The 20,793-nt window shown below is 36.5% G+C and carries 20 protein-coding genes and 1 rRNA gene; 10 read left to right on the top strand and 11 right to left on the bottom strand.

The window, feature by feature from the left end; genetic code table 11:
- Positions 1–37: 37 nt before the first annotated feature.
- The 4 genes from EGI26_RS20075 to sppA form a co-directional block, all read right to left on the bottom strand.
- The gene (locus EGI26_RS20075) at positions 38–646 is read right to left on the bottom strand and encodes a murein L,D-transpeptidase catalytic domain family protein (RefSeq protein ID WP_255080861.1); all 609 of its coding nucleotides are present in this window, start codon (positions 644–646) and stop codon (positions 38–40) included.
- A gap of 145 nt (positions 647–791) precedes the next feature.
- Positions 792–1,184: a hypothetical protein gene (locus EGI26_RS20070; RefSeq protein ID WP_255080860.1), complete on the bottom strand. Its 393-nt coding sequence runs from the start codon at positions 1,182–1,184 to the stop codon at positions 792–794.
- A 146-nt stretch (positions 1,185–1,330) separates the two neighbouring features.
- The gene (locus tag EGI26_RS20065) at positions 1,331–1,864 is read right to left on the bottom strand and encodes a DUF1003 domain-containing protein (RefSeq protein WP_255080859.1); all 534 of its coding nucleotides are present in this window, start codon (positions 1,862–1,864) and stop codon (positions 1,331–1,333) included.
- Between the two features lie 339 nt (positions 1,865–2,203).
- Positions 2,204–3,967, bottom strand: a complete 1,764-nt coding sequence (gene sppA, locus EGI26_RS20060; protein ID WP_255080858.1) for a signal peptide peptidase SppA — start codon at positions 3,965–3,967, stop codon at positions 2,204–2,206.
- 221 nt (positions 3,968–4,188) lie between these two features.
- On the opposite strand from sppA, the gene EGI26_RS20055 reads away from it, so the two are divergent.
- The gene (locus EGI26_RS20055; RefSeq protein WP_255080857.1) at positions 4,189–4,701 is read left to right on the top strand and encodes a YdeI/OmpD-associated family protein; all 513 of its coding nucleotides are present in this window, start codon (positions 4,189–4,191) and stop codon (positions 4,699–4,701) included.
- On the opposite strand, the gene EGI26_RS20050 is transcribed toward EGI26_RS20055, so the two are convergent.
- On the bottom strand, positions 4,696–5,160 hold the full coding sequence (locus tag EGI26_RS20050) for a regulatory protein RecX (protein WP_255080856.1): 465 nt from the start codon (positions 5,158–5,160) through the stop codon (positions 4,696–4,698). The two genes, EGI26_RS20055 and EGI26_RS20050, sit on opposite strands and share 6 nt — an antisense overlap.
- A gap of 144 nt (positions 5,161–5,304) precedes the next feature.
- Between EGI26_RS20050 and EGI26_RS20045 the strand changes: the two genes are divergently transcribed.
- Complete coding sequence (locus EGI26_RS20045; RefSeq protein WP_255080855.1) at positions 5,305–5,550, top strand: DUF6364 family protein; 246 nt, start codon at positions 5,305–5,307, stop codon at positions 5,548–5,550.
- Entirely contained in the window at positions 5,547–5,963 is a 417-nt protein-coding gene (locus tag EGI26_RS20040) for a PIN domain-containing protein (RefSeq protein WP_255080854.1), read from the top strand. Before EGI26_RS20045 ends, EGI26_RS20040 begins: the two co-directional genes overlap by 4 nt.
- Here the strand turns inward: EGI26_RS20040 and EGI26_RS20035 are convergent.
- Positions 5,960–7,033, bottom strand: coding sequence for a M20 family metallo-hydrolase (locus EGI26_RS20035; protein ID WP_255080853.1), 1,074 nt, complete (start codon positions 7,031–7,033; stop codon positions 5,960–5,962). The two genes, EGI26_RS20040 and EGI26_RS20035, sit on opposite strands and share 4 nt — an antisense overlap.
- Before the next feature lie 91 nt (positions 7,034–7,124).
- Between EGI26_RS20035 and EGI26_RS20030 the strand changes: the two genes are divergently transcribed.
- The 3 genes from EGI26_RS20030 to EGI26_RS20020 all read left to right on the top strand — a co-directional run bounded on the left by EGI26_RS20030 (position 7,125) and on the right by EGI26_RS20020 (position 10,324).
- Positions 7,125–7,508, top strand: coding sequence for a hypothetical protein (locus EGI26_RS20030; protein ID WP_255080852.1), 384 nt, complete (start codon positions 7,125–7,127; stop codon positions 7,506–7,508).
- 62 nt (positions 7,509–7,570) lie between these two features.
- The gene (locus EGI26_RS20025) at positions 7,571–10,027 is read left to right on the top strand and encodes a DEAD/DEAH box helicase (protein WP_255080851.1); all 2,457 of its coding nucleotides are present in this window, start codon (positions 7,571–7,573) and stop codon (positions 10,025–10,027) included.
- Positions 10,028–10,114: 87 nt separating this feature from the next.
- Positions 10,115–10,324, top strand: coding sequence for a type II toxin-antitoxin system VapB family antitoxin (locus EGI26_RS20020; protein ID WP_255080850.1), 210 nt, complete (start codon positions 10,115–10,117; stop codon positions 10,322–10,324).
- Between the two features lie 12 nt (positions 10,325–10,336).
- Here EGI26_RS20020 and trhA read toward each other — a convergent pair whose 3' ends face one another.
- From trhA to EGI26_RS20000, 4 genes are read right to left on the bottom strand one after another with little or no spacing between them, the layout of a single operon-like run.
- On the bottom strand, positions 10,337–10,969 hold the full coding sequence (gene trhA / locus EGI26_RS20015) for a PAQR family membrane homeostasis protein TrhA (protein ID WP_255080849.1): 633 nt from the start codon (positions 10,967–10,969) through the stop codon (positions 10,337–10,339).
- Positions 10,970–10,972: 3 nt separating this feature from the next.
- A complete protein-coding gene (gene argB / locus EGI26_RS20010; protein WP_255080848.1) occupies positions 10,973–11,752 on the bottom strand; it encodes an acetylglutamate kinase in 780 nt (259 codons plus the stop codon).
- Between the two features lie 48 nt (positions 11,753–11,800).
- Entirely contained in the window at positions 11,801–13,165 is a 1,365-nt protein-coding gene (locus EGI26_RS20005; protein ID WP_255080847.1) for a hypothetical protein, read from the bottom strand.
- Positions 13,162–14,220: a hypothetical protein gene (locus EGI26_RS20000; protein ID WP_255080846.1), complete on the bottom strand. Its 1,059-nt coding sequence runs from the start codon at positions 14,218–14,220 to the stop codon at positions 13,162–13,164. The genes EGI26_RS20005 and EGI26_RS20000 overlap by 4 nt, the downstream gene beginning before the upstream one ends.
- 14 nt (positions 14,221–14,234) lie before the next feature.
- On the opposite strand from EGI26_RS20000, the gene EGI26_RS19995 reads away from it, so the two are divergent.
- Positions 14,235–15,140: an alpha/beta fold hydrolase gene (locus EGI26_RS19995; RefSeq protein ID WP_310587976.1), complete on the top strand. Its 906-nt coding sequence runs from the start codon at positions 14,235–14,237 to the stop codon at positions 15,138–15,140.
- 12 nt (positions 15,141–15,152) lie between these two features.
- Entirely contained in the window at positions 15,153–15,572 is a 420-nt protein-coding gene (locus EGI26_RS19990; protein WP_255080845.1) for a secondary thiamine-phosphate synthase enzyme YjbQ, read from the top strand.
- A 156-nt stretch (positions 15,573–15,728) separates the two neighbouring features.
- Here the strand turns inward: EGI26_RS19990 and EGI26_RS19985 are convergent, their stop codons facing one another.
- Positions 15,729–17,876, bottom strand: a complete 2,148-nt coding sequence (locus tag EGI26_RS19985) for a penicillin acylase family protein (RefSeq protein ID WP_255080844.1) — start codon at positions 17,874–17,876, stop codon at positions 15,729–15,731.
- A 206-nt stretch (positions 17,877–18,082) separates the two neighbouring features.
- Here EGI26_RS19985 and EGI26_RS19980 point away from each other — a divergent pair, with 206 nt between their 5' ends.
- Entirely contained in the window at positions 18,083–19,324 is a 1,242-nt protein-coding gene (locus EGI26_RS19980; protein ID WP_255080843.1) for an ROK family transcriptional regulator, read from the top strand.
- Between the two features lie 711 nt (positions 19,325–20,035).
- A 16S ribosomal RNA gene (locus tag EGI26_RS19975) occupies positions 20,036–20,793 on the top strand; the annotation flags it as partial.

Below are 20,793 nucleotides of genomic sequence, written 5' to 3'. Positions count from 1 at the left end.
ATTTTCCAATTTAAGAAAAGGCTTTTTTGTTTTAAAATCAAGAATGTATGTAAAGTAAACTTCCATTTGCTAACACAGGTACTACCTGTGGGATTATGTCGTTTGGCAAGGCAGGGCAGCCGTAACTTCGCCCTAAATGACCATATCGTTGAACAAAAGCCGTACTTACATAGTCGGCTCCATGAATTATTATCTCTCTTTTAAGAGCATTGTCGTTAAGTCCTTTTTCTAAGCCATTCAGCAGCAGTGCTTTGCCGTGTTTTGGGCTGTGAATTATGCCGCCAACCATATAAAATCCCAAACTACTCTGGTGCGACTCCAATTTGTTAGAAAAAGAAGTGGCCATTATTTCTCCTGATTTTTTTCCATGAGCCACCAAAGACTTAAAGAGCAGTTTCTTTTTTTCGATGTCTATCACAAAAAAACGTTCTCTGCTTGAAGGTAAGCTAAAATCCACAATAGTAATGATAGATTTTTTTGGATGAAACCTTTCGAAACCTTTTAGTGATTCGTTGAAGGTCTCAAAATCAATCATTTCAGAGATTTTACACGCCTCAAATAGCTCCAGATTTTTACTTTTGGTGGCAATGGGTTCAGTAGTAAAAATGTTTAAAAGAATCGAGAATAACAAATATTTGATGAGCATATTTCTGCAAATTTTTTAAGTACAGTTATAACTTCAAATAATGTAATTCATTGTATATCAGTTTTATAATTATTTATTACTAGTCTTTTGTTTATGAAAACTTGGACTATTCTCTTTCTGATTTTTATCTGAGTTTTTTTTGAAACTATTTCTCATTCTTTTTGTAGGATAATGTTTTAAAATGCTTGTTAACAAAGGCATGTTTGTGGTTGTCAGTCATTTTGTCGGCAATTTGTAGTATGATGTTTTTGTCGGCAAAGAGAATAGTCATTTTGAGATATTTTTCAAATGACTGCTTTGCATCATCAGGCCCAAAAACTAGAATTTCTTCAAAGTCTTTCAGTTGCTCGGATATCTTTTTGAAGAAATTTTCCTGCAGATTGCTGTCGTCAATAAGTTCTTCCTTTGGTTGTAGAAACTTCTCTTTTTCTTTGATTCTCGCCCTAATGATTACCGTTTCCACTCTTAATTTTCGAAACTCAATCAGGTGTGCTGAATCTTCATCAATCCAAATTTCAATTCTTTTTTGGGTGTACATGTCTTTGTCAATATTTTGTCAGTTTCATAAAGTATCAATCGCAGGATAGGCTCTTATTGCTTGCCTTTAGTGTTTATTTACTCTGTCAAAAGTCAGGAGAATTCCTTTTGGCTATGTTACATTATTTAAGTTTAAGTTTACAATATTCACATGTTTGCTATTTTAGTGCTTATGGTTTTGAGGATATCCAACTGCGTTTTTTGTGACTCAAAAAGCGTCTTTATTTGTTCCTCCAGCAGCAAATCCATCTTTTGGTGCAAACTGCGGATTTGCATTTCTGCCTTTAGGTTTATCAAATAATCGTTTTCGTTCATCATTCGGTCTTTTTCTTCTTGCCTGTTTTGACTCATCATAATTATAGGAGCTTGAAGAGCCGCTATGCACGAAAGAATGAGGTTCATCAGTATAAACGGATAAGGATCAAAACGGAATTTGACCACAATAAGGGCATTGAAAATAATCCAGATGCTTAGAACTATTCCAAACGAAATAATAAACCTCCAGCTACCACCAAACTTTGCCACTTTATCGGATATTTTTTGGCCCTCACTGAGTGTTTCGGTAGGCGGATGGAGCAGATTGTAAATAATGAGTTCCTCTGCCTCGATGCTTTGTTGTACTATTTTGTGGAATTTCTTTAGGTGTGTATTTTCTTCGGATGTAAAATCTGGAGTCTTCATTTTTGCCAATGGTTATTTCGGCAAAATTGCTGATTTTCAAGCGGAAAGGTCTTATAAGATTTTATTTGATTTTAATAAAATTCACACATCGATTAATTGAATTTGATAGAGTAATATTGATAAATCAAAAATCATTAGAATTTAAAACTTGCTAAATTCAACCACCATCACCGATTGAGCAAAGCGAAAACTCAGTGAAACTCAAAACGAAATATATGTAAAAAAGAACACCGTGAAACTTCGTGTCAAGAAATCCAAAGTCCCAATATTAAAAACTATACCACAAAAAAAAGCCCAAGTTTCCTTGAGCTTTTGAGGTGTTAATAATTGATAATCTGATTATTTAATTTCCAGATGATAAGGAAGTTTAGCTTGAAGCCTTTCCATGTTTTGTAAGTATTTTATTTCTTTGGCCATTGGTGCAAATACGCCTAAATATTCCTTCAGTTTAGCGTCTTCTTGGCTTTTACCAAATTTCTCCATTATTTGCTCAAATTCCGACTTTGGATAAGGATAATATTTTACTTGGTAATCGCCAGCTTTGAGTTTTACTTTTTTTGCGGCTATGGCTATGGCGTCGTCCAGTCCTCCAATGACATCAACAAGTCCAACGTTTTTAGCCTGAACGCCTGTCCAAACTCTTCCGCCAGCCACTTCTTTTAGTTTTTCAATAGGCATTTTTCTGCCAGCTGCTGCTTTTGAGGTAAATTTTTCATAGCCTTTGTTTACTGAGTTTTGAATCAACATTTTCTCCGCGTCTGACATTTCTCTTGTTAACGATGGTGAGTCAGCAAATTCATGGGTTTTAACTCCGTCAAAAGTAATTCCGAGCTTGTTGTTCATCAATTCTTGAGTATTAAACAGCATTCCGAATATACCGATAGAACCCGTAATGGTTGTTGGAAGAGCCACAATGGTATCGCAACCCATGGCCATATAGTAGCCGCCAGATGCCGCTACGCTACCCATGGAGGCAATCACTGGTTTTACTTTTTTGGTCAATTGAATCTCTCTCCACATAACGTCAGAAGCCAAAGCACTTCCACCTGGTGAGTTGATTCTCAGCACGATAGCTTTTATTTTCTTGTCATTTTTTGCCTTTCTGAGTTCTTTCAGAAATGTCTCTGATCCTATAGATTCTGAGCCACCTTCACCCGAATTTATATCGCCTTCGGCCACAATTACCGCTATTCGGTTATCTCTTGAGCCTTCTTTTACATATTTTTTGGCTTTTTTGTAGCTGCCAAGTTTTATAAAGCTCAGTTTGGCGGATTCCTTAATTCCGACAGCTTTTTTCAAAGCCGCATCATATTGATCTTCGTAGCCTACATCCGTAAGTATTTTATATTTTACGGCATCTTGTGGCTCTTGAATCAAGGCTTTATTGAGTATTTCGTCTATTTCTACTTTGGTCATGCCTTTTTCGGCGGCCATTTTAGTGTAAATGTGGTTAGAAATAGAACCTAAGTATTCCGAAACTTGCATCTTATTTTCAGGACTCATGTCTGTTCTGATGTACGGCTCCACAAAACTTTTGAACTGACCCACTCTAAAGATCACTGGTTTAACACCGATTTTGTCAAAAAGCCCTTTCATAAATTTTATCTCAGCATCTAAGCCATTAAATTCTATTCCTCCAGCTGGGTTCAAGAAGCTTTTGGTGGCCACAGACGAAAGATAAACGGCTTTTTCGGTCATTATTTCGGCGTAGGTGTATACAAATTTGCCTGATTTTTTGAAGTCAATCAAAGCATTTCTGATTTCTTCTATTTCAGCAAAACCAGCTACAGGATACTCCAGCTTTATACTGATTCCCTTAATGTTTGGGTCAAGTTTGGCATTGGCAATTGCTTCTTTGAGGTCAATTAAGCCTGTTTTCTTTTCGCCACTACTAAAAATCTCAGAAAAAGGATCTTCTTTGGTTGAGTTTTCTGCTATTTGAGTATTAAGATCAAGCTGCAAAATTGAATTTGACTTAACTGAGGTTTCATCTTCACTGCTTGACATCATCGAACCAATACCGATAATTAATAACAAAGAAAATAGCGAAAACAGGAAAATTCCGATTATCGTGGCCAAAACGTATTTTAAGAACTGGAGCATTTTTATTCTTATTGAATGATAAATTACAAATCTACAAAACAAAGTTAGGTTCGCATCTTTTTAGAGAAGTCAAAAAATAATTTAGCGGAAAATTAAAGTTTTAAATGGCAAAATACGGATTTGTCGATTTATAATTCACCAAATATTGACTAATTTTCGGATGAAACGCCTTTCATGTCTTTTAGAATTAACTTTCTAACGCACAAAAATACATTTTGTCTATGGTCGAATTCGAAGCTGAAATATTAAAATACGCCAAAAACGGTGAAAAAACTGGTTGGACTTTTGTGGAAGTTCCTATAGATATTGCAGAAAAAATAAAGCCAAATACCAAAATTACTTATCGGGTAAAGGGCAAAATGGATGCTTTAAGCCTCAATCAAGTGGCTCTGGTGCCTATTGGAGAAGGAAATTATATACTGCCACTCAATGCCCAAATGAGGAAAGTACTCAAAAAACAGGTGGGAGACAAACTCAAAATAGCTTTGGATGCAGAAACAGAGGAATTGCCAATTTCGGCAGATTTATTAGCTTCCCTCGAACTAGAGCCTGAAGCACTGGGTCTTTTTAATTCGTATCCAAAGGGTCATCAAAGATATTATTCGAACTGGGTGGAATCTGCCAAAACTTACGAAACCAAATCGAAGCGGATATATATGTGCATTTATGGATTGTTACACAAAATGGACTACGGACAGATGATTCGGCATTTTAAAAAAGAGCCGATGTTATGATACTTTTTTTCCAAAATCTTTTAAGATTTCCAGAATGATATTGGACTCATATCCTTTGGAAATCAAATAGTTGAACGTTTTTTGTTTGCGTTTGAGGTAGTTGCTTTCCGTTCTTAAATCGTGAAGTTTTTTTTCAATGAGTTGAGTTGCAGTAGTAAAATAATCGTCATTTGGTATCTCTTTCATGGCCACTTCCATGATGTATTTACTCATTTTTCTAGCTTTTAGTTCAGCTTTTATTCTAAGTCTTCCCCATTTTTTTACTCTAAATTTTCCTCCAGCAAAAGCCTTAGCAAATCGTTCTTCGTTTAAATAATTCTCGGTAATCAAATAGGCGATAATTTCTTCGGCTTCGTCCCCCCAAACCTTCCATTCCTGCAATCGCTTTCGGACTTCATCCTGCGTGCGTTCCTGATAAACACAATAGTTGGCGGCTTTTTTAAGGGTTGTGGTGTTCAAGGGGAGGGATAATATTTTAATAGATATTTGTTTCGAAATTATTGATTAAGGAACACAAAAATAAATCATCAAAACTAAAAAAATACAAATAATTTAAGGTAAATTTACGTGTAAATATTTTATTTCTATACGTATTTTAAGGTAATGGATACTAAACTAACGCTGATTGCCGATAAAGAAATTATCGAAAAGGCTAAGCAATATGCTAAAAGTCAGAAAATTAGCTTATCAAGATTAATAGAATCTTATCTTTCTTCTTTGGTGAGTAAAAGGTCGGAGGAAATTGAGATTTCTCCATTGGTTAAAAGTTTGAGTGGAGTAATTTCTTTGGAAAATGACTTTGATGCAAAAGAAAAATACACTGACTTTCTACTTGAAAAGTATAAATGAAGAAATTATTCATTGATACCAATATAGTTTTGGACTTATTGGCCAAACGAGAACCGTTTTACGAAAGCTCAGCTAAACTGTTTTCATTGGCAGATCGAAACGAGATTCAATTGACAGTTTCTTCACTGACGTTCGCCAACACAAATTATGTTTTATCAAAATTAAAATCTGCCAGTGAAGCGAAGGAAATTCTCCGAAAGTTTAAATTACTCGTTCAAATAGTTTCCCTTTCTGAAAAAATAGTAGATTTAGCTTTAAATGATTCAGCGTTTAAGGATTTTGAAGATGGTTTACAGTATTATTCTGCCATAGAATATAATCAAGATATCATTATTACAAGAAATCAGAAGGACTTCAAATTTTCGCTATTGTCAATTATGAGTGCAGAAGAGTTTCTAAGTTCTTTATCCTAAATCCTCAACCCCTTCAACAACTCCACATAACCCGAAATCCCTCTATAAATTTCTTCCACAAAAATATATTCATCAGCGGTATGTGAGCGAGCAGAATCTCCAGGGCCGATTTTTATGCTGGTAAATGGCATCAGAGCTTGGTCGGAGAGTGTTGGTGAGCCGTAAGGTTTCATACCCAAAGCTATTCCTTTTTTTACAATGGGGTGTTCAAGCGAAATGCCTGAGGGCTTGAGCCTTACACTTCTTGGCGTTACTTCACATTTTACATTTTGCTTGATTATTTCCAAGGTTTCTTCCAAACTATACGCATCCGTCGCACGCACATCCACTACAAATGAGCATTCATCTGGCACCACATTGTGTTGAGTTCCAGCATTTATCACTGTGACAGACATTTTTACAGGCCCCAGACTTTCTGAAACCTTCTCAAACTGGAAGTTTCTAAGCCAATTTATGTCATCTATGGCTTCATAGATAGCGTTTTTGCCTTCGTCTCTGGCCGCATGACCAGCTACGCCGATGGCTTTGCAGTCCAACACCATCAGCCCTTTTTCGGCCACCGCCATATCCATAAGCGTAGGTTCACCCACAATACCCAAGTATATTTTTGGAAGAGATTTTATCAAAAGTTCTATTCCGTCTTTTCCTGATATTTCTTCTTCAGCAGAGGCTGCAAATATCAGATTATAAGCCAATTCTGAATTTTCATAAAAGTAGAAGAAAGTTGCCAATAGCGATACCAATGGCCCACCAGCATCATTGCTTCCTAAGCCATAAAGTTTGCCATCTACAATTTCAACCTGATATGGATTTCTAGTGTACGATGCATTTGGCTTTACAGTGTCATGGTGAGAATTTAGCAATATCGTTGGTTTCGAAGCATCGAAATATTTATTTTTTGCCCAGATATTATTTTTTATAGTTTCAAAAGGTATGTTTTTTTCAATGAAAAGTTCTTTAAAAAGTTCAAGTGTTTGATTTTCTTCTTTACTCAAAGAAGGCGTTTCTATCAGTTTTTTTAAGAAACCAATAGCAAATTCACTCAATTCTTCTATTTCTAAACTTTTCATCTAATAAATTTTTTACAAAAATAAATTCAATGCAGCTTACAACCTATTTTCCATTAAAAGAATCTTATTTTTGAATTTAAAAGCTATTATTATGAGAATTGTTGCAGTATTATTTTGTTTGCTGGTAATGGGCTGTGAAGCTGAAAAAGTTAATTCGGGTATTGTTGGAAATTGGCAATGGGTGGTTTCTCAAGGTGGCATTGCAGGTTTGACAATCAAGCCATCAGAAACTGATCAACGTCAAATGATTTTTGACGCAAAAGGTAATTTTTCTTTGATCCAAAGCGGGAAAACGACCATTTCAGCACGTTATGAGCTTAAAAACGCCAAGTCAATCACTTCTACAGAGCTCGTGCCAATGATCGTATTTCCCAACGAAGACGCTATGAACATGTCATATACAATCAAAAATGATAGCCTTTTCCTGTTTGACGAGGTATATGATGGTTTTGGACATACTTATGTGAGAAAGTAGGTTTAATATTGGTTGGCCGTCGGTTTGTTTCTTATTTTTGAGTAAACTTTTAAACCCAAAAATTGAAAAAGAAGTCGACGGAAACCAATGAGTCAGATTCTGAGAGTAATTCAGAATTGCGTATTCCATACTACAAAAAACCTAATCGTTTGTCCGTTGATGAGTGGCAATGGAGGCTCAGGAAACAGTTTGGTGAGGAAAATCCTTTTGTGATTTCTAACATCGGTGAACAACAAGTTTTTTCTGATTATTTGGTATATAATCCTCACACTATCAATAACTACAAAGTTTCAATTAGAGATTTTGATTACAAAAAAAACTTCTGCAATTGTCTAGATTTTAAAACCAATCGATTAGGAATTTGTAAGCACATTGCGGCTACCATAAAATTTATTGAGACAAATAATGACATTTCTAAACTTCAGAAAGAGGTCTTCGTTGGTACTTATTCAAGTATTTATTTAGATTATGTGGGTGGCCGTCAGGTAAAACTCAAGATTGGAACCGATAATACTGCTCAATATGAGGTTTTTAGAAAGAAATACTTCTCGGATAACTTCGAACTTTTAGCTACATCTTTTCCAGTTTTCGAGAAAATTCTTCAGGAAGCCAAAGAGATAAATAGCTCATTTATATGTTATGATGATGCCTTGACTTATGTAATCAAAATTAGAGAGAACATAACGAGAAGGATTAAACTGGGCGATTTTTTCAAGAAAAATTCGAAATTCTCTGACATAGGTGGGGCTCTCAAAGTTCAGCTTTTCCCATTTCAGCAAGAAGGTGTAAAGTTTGCGGCAAGAGCTGGTAGAAGTCTTATAGCTGATGATATGGGTTTAGGCAAAACCATTCAGGCGATTGCGGTGGCCGAGATTTATAAAAAAGTCTTACAAACCAATAGCGTACTTGTTATTTGTCCAACTTCACTAAAGTACCAGTGGAAGTCCGAAATTGAGCGGTTTACGCATAGCTCGGTACAAATTATTGAGGGCAGTAGCCAAAAAAGAAGAGAACAATATACAAGTAATGGTGCTTATTATCAGATTACTAGCTATAACTCCATCGCCCAAGATATAGATTTTATAAATGAAACCCTAGAATTCGATTTTGTGATTTTGGACGAAGCCCAAAGGATAAAAAACTGGAAAACGAAGGTTTCGAAAAGTGTAAAAAAACTCAATTCTACTTATGCGGTTGTATTAACCGGAACACCTCTTGAAAACAGATTGGAGGAGTTGTATTCCATCATGCAGTTTATCGATGTTTATCAGCTCGGGCCGCTTTATCAATTTGTAGATAGGTACCAATTAAAAGATCCTGAATCAGGTAAAGTGATTGGTTATCAGTATTTAAATGAAATAAAATCGATGCTAGCAGATACACTTATTAGGCGAACCAAAGCCGAAGTGTTGAAGGAACTGCCAGAAAGAATGGATAAAAATCTATTTGTTCCGATGACTTTTGAACAAAGGGAAATTCATGACGAAATGCAAAGGTTGGTCAGTAAGTTGGTGAGCAAATGGCGGAAGTTTGGATTTCTCAATGAGGTGGATAGGCAAAAGTTGATTTTGTCGCTGAGTCGTATGAGAATGGTGTGTGATAGTACTTTCATTATTGACCAAAGAACGAGGAAAGACACCAAGGTGGACGAACTCATGAATATTGTGGAAGAATTTCTCGAAACCAATGACAGTAAGGTGGTTATTTTTAGTCAATGGGAGAGAATGACACGCCTCGTTGCGGCTGAGTTTGACAAAAAAGGTATTAAATATGAATACTTACATGGAGGAATTCCAAGTCATAAAAGAGAAAAATTATTGACAAATTTTAAAGAAAACCCCAACTCAAGGATTTTTCTTTCAACGGATACTGGTGGAGTTGGCCTCAACCTTCAATCTGCCTCTTTGGTCATAAATTTGGATATTCCTTGGAATCCGGCGGTTCTTGAGCAAAGAATTGGTCGTGTTTACAGGTTAGGGCAAAACAGAAATGTTACCGTTATAAATCTCGTTTCAACGGGTACGATTGAACACAAAATGTTGGATGTTTTGAAATTCAAATCTTCCATGGCCCATGGAGTTTTGGACGGAGGTGAAGATACTATATTTCTAAATAGTGAGCAGTTTAAAGGATTTATGGAGTCTTTAGCGACTGTAAGTGATGAAATATCGACTGATATAGATTTTGAAATTGATGCTGACCCGGTATTTGAACTTCAGTCCGAATCAAAAGACATTGAGGTTGAAAATGAAGAAAATGGGCTTTTGGGAGATGATGATATTTTTGATTTGGAAGAATCAGATAAATCTACTGAGTTGGTAAATCAAGGATTGTCATTTTTTAGCAATTTGATAGAAATATTAAAGAATCCAAAGGCGACTCAGGAGCTTTTGGATAAAATCATTGAAAAAGATAAGAATGGCAAAGTGTTTTTGAAAATTCAAGTCGAAAATTCTGATGTTGTTGAAGATGGGTTAAAAGTACTAGGCGGATTTTTGGCGAGTTTCAATGGGAAATAAACTACTTTTTAATAAACAATTGATTAGGTTTTATTATTTTAGGTTCAGTTTTTATTTATACTATTTGGTTTATTAAACTTGAAGGAAATGCAGATTAATATTTATATTGATAAAGAATTGATTCAGAATGCCATAGCGATTTCTGGCTTAAGAACTAAAAAAGCAGTAGTAAATCAAGCGTTGAAAGAATATTGTGAAAAACAGGCCAAATTGCAGATATTGAAAATGCAGGGAGAATTGGTGTGGGAAGGAGATTTGGATAAATGGAGAAATAGAGAAGAGTACAATAAAATTTAAAACTAAATCATTTTAACTTACCACCAAATACACCGCCACAAAATGAAAAATGGCAGCAAAAAGCACAAATAGATGCCAAATGAAGTGATTGTAGGGAATATTTTGATTTTGGTAGAAAACTACTCCCACCAGATAACTCAATCCACCCGCTACCAAAAAATAGAATGGAACATCATGTATTCTTCCCCAAAAACCTCTGTCGAAAAAGAAAATCATGCAGCCTATGAAGATGTAAATCAAGCTAGAAAGGAGCCTAAATCTTCCCGTGTAAAATACTTTCTTGATGATTCCCAAAGCTATGAGTGACCATTGAACTATGAAAAACAAACGTGCCGTTGCAGTATCTGTAAAGAGTATGATAAAGGGAATGTAAGTGCCTCCAATCAAAAAGAAAATGCTGATATGATCTAAAACCCGAAGTGCTCTTTTGGCAACAGGATTAAAAATGGCATGATATAAAGTAGAAAAACTAAAAACCATAAACAAGCCAAAAGTGTATGCAGCTGTACCAAGTCCTAAGTTCGTAACTCCTTTATTTTGAGCCATTGTAACCAACAAAGGCCCAAAGGCCAAAGTCAAAATCACTCCAATCCCATGGGAAAGAGCGTTGGCTATTTCGGTTTTTAAAAGTCTGTCGTTTTCCAAGTTTTACAGGGTTATTTTTGTTCCAGCATTTCCAGTTTCCAAAGCCATTTTTAGTTGGTCAGCGTGGCAAATCGTCACTTGACTAACGCCACTTCTCAATGCCGCAAATGCATTGTCGAGTTTCGGAATCATGCCCTCATAAATAACACCTTGGCTTTTGAAAGATTCATAATTGGCGGGATTTAATTCTCTTATCACTGAATCATCATTTTCTGGGTCTGATAAAACCCCCTTTTTCTCAAAACAATAAACCAGATTTGTTGGAAATAAAGAAGATAAGCCCGTTGCAACTGCCGAAGCTTGCGTGTCAGCGTTGGTGTTGAGCATATCGCCGTTCATATCAAAGGTAAGAGGAGCAAAAACAGGGACTATCTCTGCATCTAAAAGTGACTTGATAAATGAAGAGTTAATCTCCAAAATATCTCCTACAAAACCATAATCGATGGTCTTTACTGGGCGTTTTTGAGCTAAAATCGACTTTCCGTCAGCACCAGTTAGGCCAATGGCGTTGCAATGGTTGGCTTGAAGGCGAGCTACTATTTGTTTGTTGACCAATCCACCATACACCATCGTTACCACATCTCTCATGGCTTCGTCGGTTATTCGGCGGCCTTCCACCATTTTGGTTTCTATGCCTAAATCTTTGGCTATTTTTGTAGCTATTTTTCCGCCTCCATGAATCAGTATTTTAGGACCTTTTATTTTCGAGAATTCGCCTAAAAATGACTTTAACTTTTCGGGATTATCTATAACATTTCCCCCAATTTTAACAATGTTTACCAAAACTTTCTTTTTTCTTACAAAATTGGCTAATTAATCCAAAAAACAAATTCAATTTTCATTAAAAGAATTGGTAATGGCTTTTCTAAGAGCTTGGTGTGGGCGTAATCCGTTCGTTTTGTAGGTTCTTGGAGTTCTGTCGCTAGAATCCTCCCTACTTTGCTTTATTTTTTCCAAAATGTGTTTTCTATAGTTCTCCAAATCTTCGGCGGAGAGGTTGTCACGATTGGTATTTCCACTTTCGTAGCCTTCGTTGTAGGTACTCACCCGAGCAGATTCTATGGCCAATTTGATTTTTTCATTTATGGCCAAAAGATCATTCTCAAGTTTTGTTTTTTTATTGGTAAGTTCTTCCAGATTAGGCAATAACTCAAGTTTTTGGTCAGCCAAATCCAACAGTGATTTTCCCTTAAACCATGGTTTTTTTATTTCGTTCAAAGCCTTGGTTTTCTTCCTAATTTGTCGATTAGCACTGTTTATCACTGGATTATACTGCAGCCAACGTTTCCAATAAACCTGCAAAACGGGAAAAGCAATACCCAAACAAATGGCCCCAGCTATCGCAAATAAAACCCCACTCAAAACAAATGACAATAAAGCCCAAGGACTATTCACCAATTGCTGATTCAAAGCATCGTATTCCCTAAGTTTTTGCTCTATTTTTTGGGTTAAAATAGGATTTTCAACCGTTTGCCCACCAGAAATCAACGGTGTGGCTTCGAGCTGAAGTGATTTTATCTCTCTGTTTATTGCTTCTTTCAGTTTGTCTGTTTTGTAAGCTTCGTATCTAAACCAACCCAAAATAGACAATGTGCCGATGGATATGATAACCAAAACAAGCTGAAAATACCCATGTGCTTTTTTAGATGAGGTATTAACTTGGGTAAGGTAAGGCTGCTCAATAATTCGTTCGTAGGCAGGTTTTAACAATATAGAAACTCCCGCCAAACCGAATGCAAATGCCCACGCTTCAAAAGTATTTCGGATATTGAGGGCATAAGCCACAATTTCGTGAGAGATAATCAAATCACCGAAAATAAAAGTGATACCTGCCGCCAAATAAATGATGCCAGCCAACATTGGGTAAGGTGACTGATTTTGCTTTTTGAGTTCTTTTATTTCTGCTATTCTATGCTTTTTGTCTGCAATTTCATTCTCAAGCTGAGCGGTCAAATGGTTTTGCTCCTCATATTCTGTCAAGATTTCTTGCTTTTGTTTCAAGATTTCTAATTTTTCCAGCCTTGAGTTTTCGAGCGAAACTTTGGTTTCATCCAAATCCTGTGTTATGATCTCTTTATTGCCCAATAACCAATCGAGACTTACTTCGCTCGACAAATAGCCCTCATAATTGGCTCTTTCTACGTTATCTATGCCGTTTTCAAATCCTTTTTCAAAATCCTCTCCGTTTGGTTTCATTCTCCTAAAATATTTTTGATTTGACTGCTATTCAATTTCTGTTTGTAGTTTTTGGCCAGATTATACTCGCTCAAAAACACATTGGTGATGGCTTCCTTTTCGGCATTTATTTTTGCCATTTGAGCCTCTATTTCGTTTAAATCAGGCAAAATCTTCCATTTTTCTATTCTGATTTTCTCTATTTCGTGGTTTATTTCATTCTTCTGTACATGCCAATCGGTGTTGACCTTTTTCTTGTCACCTTTAATATTGAGGTTTTGATTCAAAGCCCGCAGTTCATATTTCAGTTTGGCTATACTTCCCAAAAGTATTTTGCCAGAAATCATAAAAGCAAAAAAAGTAAAGAGTAGGAATGCCAAAGATTTGTATAATGGAATGGCTTCATAAACTTGGACAAATACAAAAATGGAGGCAGCCAATGGCATTCCAAATTCCTCCAAAAGCCTTTTCCAAGTCAATTTTGCATCATTGTGTATCACCGCAGTAGGATTGTAAAGGCTAAACATACCCGTCAGAAAAACGCCCCAAGCTATCCATTGGTGGTTTTCTGGGAAAGAGTTTTTAAGGCCTTCGTCAATCAGAAAATAGTTGCCAGCACACATGCCAATAGACAAAAGTAAGCCCACAGCTACTCTGAAAAGGTTTTCTTCTTTGGATTCTTGTTCGTTGGCTATTTTTGATTTTTGATCGATTGCTTGAATTTCTTCATTTTGTTTTTCAATGAAAAGATTCAGTTCGCCAATTCTTTCAGAAAGCTCATCACGTTTTTGTTTCAAGCCAGAAGCCTTTTTCTGGAAAATAGAATCAATTATTTTGAGTTTTTCTTCAGGTTTGGTTTCAGAAAGTCCGAAAATCACACCTTCATCCCTGAGAGCGTCCTCATTACTAAGCCAATAGGGATATTCTTCCTCATCGTTTATTAGCTCCTGAATGTTTTGTTTGGGGAAAGCCACCAATTCAGTACTGATGATGTCTGAGGTAGGCATCTCAACTATTTCTGAATTTTCTATCTTATTTTTTGAAAATAAGTTTTTTAACCAATCGACAAAAGGCATTATTTTAGAATTATTTGGGAACACATATAACACAAATCTTCCTAAAAAATTATGGCTCTTACAATATATTTGTGACGAAAGGTGCAATAAATGATTTAAAAATCAAGGATTTGCCCGATGCGATGTGTTATTTTTGTTTTTCAATAGATATTATTTTTATGCATTTGTTTTCGAGAAAAGTAGGAGAGGGGCAGCCTTTTGTAGTATTGCATGGTGTTTTTGGGTCATCTGACAATCTTTTTACAGTTTGTAAAAAAATAGCGGAGGCGGGTTTCGAAGTCCATATTTTAGATGCGAGAAATCATGGACAATCGCCACGAAGCGAGGTGTTTAACTATGAAGTAATGGCCGCTGACCTCAACGAGTATTTAGATGAAAACAATATTCAAAACCCAATCATCATGGGGCATTCCATGGGCGGGAAAACTGTCATGACTTTTGCACAAACCTATACCAATTTCTCTAAATTAATAATTGTAGATATCGCCCCAAGGTTTTATCCAACCCACCACGATCACATTTTGGCTGGTTTAGCAGCTATTGACCTCCAAAAAATCACCAGTAGAAAAGATGCCGAAGATATTTTCTCCAACTATGTGTCTGATTTTGGCGAAAAGCAATTTATCCTAAAAAACCTTTACAGAACTGACGAAGGAGGTTTTGATTGGAGAATTAACATTCCAGTAATAAGTAAAGAGATTTATCAAATTGGTGGTGAGATAATTTTGGATAAAAAAGTGGAAAAACCTACTTTGCTCATTAGAGGTTCTGAGTCAAGTTATGTCACTGAAGCTGATTTTGAGGTTTTTAAATCGTCTTTTTTAAATGCTGAATTATTGACCATTGAAGGGGCAAATCATTGGGTTCATGCCACTAAGCCTGTTGAGTTTGTTGAAGCTATTTTGGAGTTTTCGGCTTGAAAAATATGAACTATGGTCTTTCAAAAAGAAATAAAATTATCAGCATACAAACGTGGGTTTCATCTCATTACTGACAAAATTCTGAAAGAGTTGGATGAAATTAAAAAAGTCAAAATTGGCTTTTTGCAAGTATTCATTAAACATACCTCTGCGAGTTTAACGATTAACGAAAACTGCGACCCCACAGTCAGGGGAGATTTCGAACGCCATTTTGATATTCTGTTTCCTGAAAGAGCATCTTACTATCAACATGATTATGAAGGGGACGACGACATGCCAGCACATCTTAAAAGTTCGACGCTCGGTTGCCAAGTCATGATTCCGATTACCAATGGAAAACTAAATCTCGGCACGTGGCAGGGCATTTATCTCTGCGAACACCGAAACGCCGATTCCGGAAGAAAGCTTGTTTTAACCATTATGGGTGAATAAGTTTTACTTCAAATGAACTCATTTTTATCGAAAATCATTTTTAATAACCAATAACCAATAACCAATAACCAATAACCAATAACCAATAACCAATAACCAATAACCAATAACCAATAACCAATAACCAATAACCAATAACCAATAACCAATAACCAATCATAAACCAGGCTGATAAGTCCTCACCGCGTTTTTCAGAATATCCTCTTTGTAAAAAAGTATGTCCTTAAATATGCCTTTTGAATACATTTCACCTTGGTCATTAAAGTGCTTGGAGTTTTTATCGCCACTATTTCCACCCGCCAAAACAGATTTGGCTTTTACTTTGTCGCCAAATTCTACAGCACAAACAAAGCTATTACCACTGTATCCATATCTTTTCTTGGAGTTTGGATAATACCTACTATTAAATGAAGGCAAACTTCCCCAAAGTGCCGAAGCATTTCCAACTGGAATACTCGGTGAATTATCATCAAATTCGGTTGTCACCTCGCCATTTAGCCTTTGAAACCTGTTAATATCTCCCCATTTTAGTTTCCAAGTACCATGTTTCTCAGTTAATTCCTTGATAGTTTTTTCCAAAGGTTCTAAAAGTTCATTTTCATTAGCCAGCTCTGCAAAACGTTTGGTAGTGGTCACTTGATCATTTTCTCCTTGGTCAACATATATTTTCCGGATGGCAGAACTCAGCTTTTGTGCCCATTCTATAGCCAAAGTTGTTTCTACTGAGGATTCTGAAGTCCTGTAATCCCAACTAAGCAATAATTCTATGGCTTCTTTTAAAGCTGCATTATCTGTTTTTATTTTTCTCAAACTCGGAATAAGTACCTCAAAAGCAGGTAGATAATTGTCGTAGCCAAGAGCTATGAGTTCGTCAAGATTGATTTTTTCTACTTTTTCCAAAAGTCTTGTTGCATTTATGCCACGAAAGTTTTCTCCGTCTGGAGCCATATAATCAGGATAGTCTGTCCGTTTTGGGCTATTTTCGGCGGAGGCAGTAAATGGTGTTGAATTACAATTTTGAATCCACCCAATTTTTGGATTATATATATGTACTACTTCTTTTACTGTATGCAAACCTTTATACTCAGTGGTAGCTTTGCTCCCATCTTGTGGTTTCGCCCAATTTAGTGTGTTATCTCTGACAGGCATATAATTGCCATGCCAATAGGCTATATTTCCAAATTTATCTGCAAAAACAGTATTGTTTGAAGTGTTAGCTTTCAAGTCCATAGCCTTTTTGTAATCTTCAAAACCTCTAGCTTTTGTTCTTAACCAGCTTTGTTCCAGACTTTTCTGTGCTCGGTTGTAGGATTTTAGACTCACCCAGTTTTCGCCTCTTTTTGCCATAATCGGTCCGTGATGTGTAAAATACACCTCAAAAGTTCGGGTCAAAGTAGTCCCTTCTTTCAGGTATTTAATATCCACTTTTTTTGAAGTTACTTTCCTGAGTTTGTCTTCATATTCATAATAATAGCCATCGCTTTTCTTTGTGATTTTTTCCAAATACGTGTCCGCTACATCAGCATTTGACGAAGTGTGCATCCAACCACAATATTCATTAAAGCCTTGATAAACAAAAAACTGACCCCAAGTTACGGCTCCATAAACGTTCAATCCTTCATTACTTTTTACATGTACTTCGGGTCTGAAATAAAACGTAGTATGCGGATTTATATATAACATCGCATTTTTAGTTTTGCTCAAACTTGGAGCAATCGCAAAGCCGTTCGACCCTGTTTGTTGATAATCCTCATTCTTTTTTACAAAACCAACACTTCTATCATTTCCATAAAATGCCTTTAGATCGCTTATTTCTAAGTCTGCTGTGCTAATAGCCCCAATACTCCCATCTGTCCAAAGTAAAGGATACCACGGTTCAAACTTATTCAACAGCTTGGGCTTAACTTCTGGATTTTTTGCCAAAAAGTAATTTATACCTTCAGCGTATGCATCCAAAAGCTTTTTTAGCCATTTTTGAGCTTTCAGATATTCGGCTTTAGCCTCACTTTCACTTATCAATATTCTGATTTGTAAGTCATTGTATATTTCTTCCTCACCTTTCACTTCTGATAATCGCCCAAGTTTTTCTATGTAATTCATTTCAATTCTAGCAAAATCATCCTCGCACTGAGCGTACATCAATCCAAACACTGCATCTGCATCAGTTTTTCCTTCAATGTGCGGAATGCCCCATTGGTCTCTAGTAATGGTTACATTTTTTACATGATTTTGAGGTTTTTGTGCATTTGAGGCAGGCCTAAAAAAGAGCACGAAAAGAAGGATTAATGGCAGTAGTTTTTTCATGAAAATTTATTGAGAAGTTTTTCAAATGCAATATATCGAAAAGCCTCCAATCATACAATCGGGAGGGTATTTAAGAACTTATTTTTTAAAAAAAATTAGCAAAAAGGTTTTTTTGCTTCAGAAGTTGTAAAGAATACGACTTTTTAACTAATTTTAAACTTGTAATATTTAAATTTTATTCAAAAAAAATCATATTTTAATATTTAATGGACTCTGAAAACCTAGAATACCATCACCAGAGTGAGATTTCTTTCAAAGAATCGGCTGTTGAACTCAAAAAATTTAAACAAAAAAAGAGTATTTTAAATGCTCTTTATGTAAATGGTAAAATGGCGATTTCGGACTTGTCCGAATCCTTATTTATAAGTATTCCCACATTGACATCGCATATTGAAGAACTTTTGGTGGAGAATTGGCTAGTTGGTGAAGAACTCGATAATAAAAAACAAGGAAGAAGACCTACCATTTATTCTTTGAATCCGCAATGGAAGCACGTGATCGTCATTGATATTACTACACATGATACCAAAATATTTGTCCTGAATTTCAAAAATGAGATTATTCATCAAGAGCAGTATAATCTTAGGCTTACCGCACTGCCATCTTTTTTATTAGAACTCTTCAAATTAATTGAAACTACAATTAATGAACTAAAATCTCAAGAAAAAGAAATTATCTCCATAGGAATAACTATTCCAGGGCTGGTAAATAAGCGAACGGGTATCAATAGAACCTATAAAAATCTCAATTTTGAAAACAAGTCATTAAGCCTAAGAGTAAGCGAAAACTTCAAGTTACCAGTTTTTACACTCAATGATTCCAAGGCGGCGGCCTATGGCGAGGCTCGATTTGGCGTTGGTAAAAATCTCCAACATGTACTATCTATTAATGTAGACTGGGGTGTAGGCCTTGGTGTTGTTTTTAATGGTCAGATTTTCAATGGTGCATCGGGCTTTGCTGGTGAGCTCGGCCACATACAAGTCAATCCCGACGGCGAACTCTGCGGGTGTGGTAAAGTTGGGTGCCTAGATACCGTCACCTCAGCATCTTCCCTTTTAAAGAGTATAAAGGCAGGTTTGAAAAACGGTCAAATTTCGATTCTATCCGAATTCAAAGATAAGCTTGAACAAATAAATCTTGAGATGGTTATCGAGGCAGCTAAAAACGGAGACGCCTTCGCTATCGACATCCTATATAATATAGGTATAGAATTGGGCAAAGGATTATCCGTGGCCGTTCACTTATTCAATCCTCAAATCATAGTAATAGACGGAGTGCTTTCAAAAGCTGGTAAAATCATAGTAAATCCTGTCGAACACGCCATCAATAAGTATTGTTTACCTGACTTCAAAGATGAACTCTTAATAGAAGTTACTAATCTGGGCGACTTTGCCAAGATTTTAGGTGTGAACGCATTTATGGCAAACAGACTTTTCAAATACGATTAAACCTTCCAAAAGTCTCTAACCATTAAATTTCTTTTGGGCGGATCCCTCCCAATTATCATTGGGAGGGTCAGGCTATACGTTCCAAGTCCTCGCTCGTTCCTCGCTGTGGGCTTTCCACTTCTATCCTTTCCGCAGTAAGAAATTGGATTTTCTCAATATTTTCCAAATCAATTATATAGAACATTCTTATTTAAATAATATCAGGTTATTCAATTTCACAAAAGTAATTGTAGACTGAAACATGACATGGTACCCATTTTCAATATTTACATTCTCTAATTCTTCAAAATCACATAATTGTAAGTTTGTAAATAATAAAGAAAGAGTATAAATATTTTAGGGATATGAATGACTAAGCATTTGATAATCAGTGAATCAATATTTAGGCTTAAAAAGAATATTAAAATAATATTTGGAAAAGGGGGAAATGATGTCTTACCTTTGCACTCCCAAACGGCGAGGAAGTATAGATGGAGAAGCTAGAAGAGGGATAAAGTTCATAAAAATAAATAAATTTTTTTCTTAAAAACATTTGGGGATTAAAAAAAGGTTCTTACCTTTGCACCCCGATTAAGACGGAAGGGAACGAGAAGGAAATAGAAAGGGGACTGGAAACAGTAACGAGCTCACGCTAGAGTGGGATAAAGTTCATTAACTTATTGGAGATAGAGACGAAACATAAAGTTGGGAGATCTTTCGATGTAAGAAATTACTATGGAGAGTTTGATCCTGGCTCAGGATGAACGCTAGCGGCAGGCTTAATACATGCAAGTCGAGGGGGCAGCAATGTCACCGGCGAACGGGTGCGTAACGCGTATGCAACCTACCTACATCAGGGGGATAGCCCTAGGAAACTGGGATTAACACCGCATAATACTAGCCATGGCATCATGATTAGTTGAAATATTTATAGGATGTAGATGGGCATGCGTAGGATTAGCTAGTTGGTAAGGTAACGGCTTACCAAGGCTACGATCCTTAGGGGCTCTGAGAGGAGTATCCCCCACACTGGCACTGAGATACGGGCCAGACTCCTACGGGAGGCAGCAGTAGGGAATATTGGGCAATGGAGGCAACTCTGACCCAGCCATGCCGCGTGCAGGAAGACGGTCCTCTGGATTGTAAACTGCTTTTGAATGGGAAGAATGTGCTTCTTGCGAGAGGTAATGACGGTACCATTAGAATAAGCCACGGCTAACTACGTGCCAGCAGCCGCGGTAATACGTAGGTGGCGAGCGTTATCCGGATTTATTGGGTTTAAAGGGTGCGTAGGCGGCTTAATAAGTCGGTGGTTAAAAGTAGCAGCTTAACTGTTTTACATGCCATCGATACTGTTGAGCTTGAGATATTTGGAGGCAGCTAGAATTTCCGGTGTAGCGGTGAAATGCATAGATACCGGAAGGAATACCAATTGCGAAGGCAGGTTGCTACGAATAAACTGACGCTGATGCACGAAAGCGTGGGGATCA

Origin of the sequence: Lacihabitans sp. CCS-44 (genome assembly GCF_024343735.1) — a bacterium.
Classification (GTDB): Bacteria; Bacteroidota; Bacteroidia; order Cytophagales; family Spirosomataceae; genus Leadbetterella.
The sequence above is the reverse complement of the archived record's forward strand: the minus strand, read 5'-3'. Positions and strand labels throughout refer to the sequence as shown.

What these genes read in the sequence shown, in the direction of transcription:
- EGI26_RS20000 (WP_255080846.1), bottom strand. Translation starts at nt 14,220, where the DNA reads ATGCCTTTTGTCGATTGGTTAAAAAACTTATTTTCAAAAAATAAGATA.
- EGI26_RS19990 (WP_255080845.1), top strand. Translation starts at nt 15,153, where the DNA reads ATGGTCTTTCAAAAAGAAATAAAATTATCAGCATACAAACGTGGGTTT.
- EGI26_RS19985 (WP_255080844.1), bottom strand. Translation starts at nt 17,876, where the DNA reads ATGAAAAAACTACTGCCATTAATCCTTCTTTTCGTGCTCTTTTTTAGG.
- EGI26_RS20020 (WP_255080850.1), top strand. Translation starts at nt 10,115, where the DNA reads ATGCAGATTAATATTTATATTGATAAAGAATTGATTCAGAATGCCATA.
- EGI26_RS19980 (WP_255080843.1), top strand. Translation starts at nt 18,083, where the DNA reads ATGGACTCTGAAAACCTAGAATACCATCACCAGAGTGAGATTTCTTTC.
- EGI26_RS20005 (WP_255080847.1), bottom strand. Translation starts at nt 13,165, where the DNA reads ATGAAACCAAACGGAGAGGATTTTGAAAAAGGATTTGAAAACGGCATA.
- EGI26_RS20055 (WP_255080857.1), top strand. Translation starts at nt 4,189, where the DNA reads ATGGTCGAATTCGAAGCTGAAATATTAAAATACGCCAAAAACGGTGAA.
- sppA (WP_255080858.1), bottom strand. Translation starts at nt 3,967, where the DNA reads ATGCTCCAGTTCTTAAAATACGTTTTGGCCACGATAATCGGAATTTTC.
- EGI26_RS20075 (WP_255080861.1), bottom strand. Translation starts at nt 646, where the DNA reads ATGCTCATCAAATATTTGTTATTCTCGATTCTTTTAAACATTTTTACT.
- EGI26_RS20045 (WP_255080855.1), top strand. Translation starts at nt 5,305, where the DNA reads ATGGATACTAAACTAACGCTGATTGCCGATAAAGAAATTATCGAAAAG.
- EGI26_RS20035 (WP_255080853.1), bottom strand. Translation starts at nt 7,033, where the DNA reads ATGAAAAGTTTAGAAATAGAAGAATTGAGTGAATTTGCTATTGGTTTC.
- EGI26_RS20070 (WP_255080860.1), bottom strand. Translation starts at nt 1,184, where the DNA reads ATGTACACCCAAAAAAGAATTGAAATTTGGATTGATGAAGATTCAGCA.
- EGI26_RS20030 (WP_255080852.1), top strand. Translation starts at nt 7,125, where the DNA reads ATGAGAATTGTTGCAGTATTATTTTGTTTGCTGGTAATGGGCTGTGAA.
- EGI26_RS20040 (WP_255080854.1), top strand. Translation starts at nt 5,547, where the DNA reads ATGAAGAAATTATTCATTGATACCAATATAGTTTTGGACTTATTGGCC.
- EGI26_RS20065 (WP_255080859.1), bottom strand. Translation starts at nt 1,864, where the DNA reads ATGAAGACTCCAGATTTTACATCCGAAGAAAATACACACCTAAAGAAA.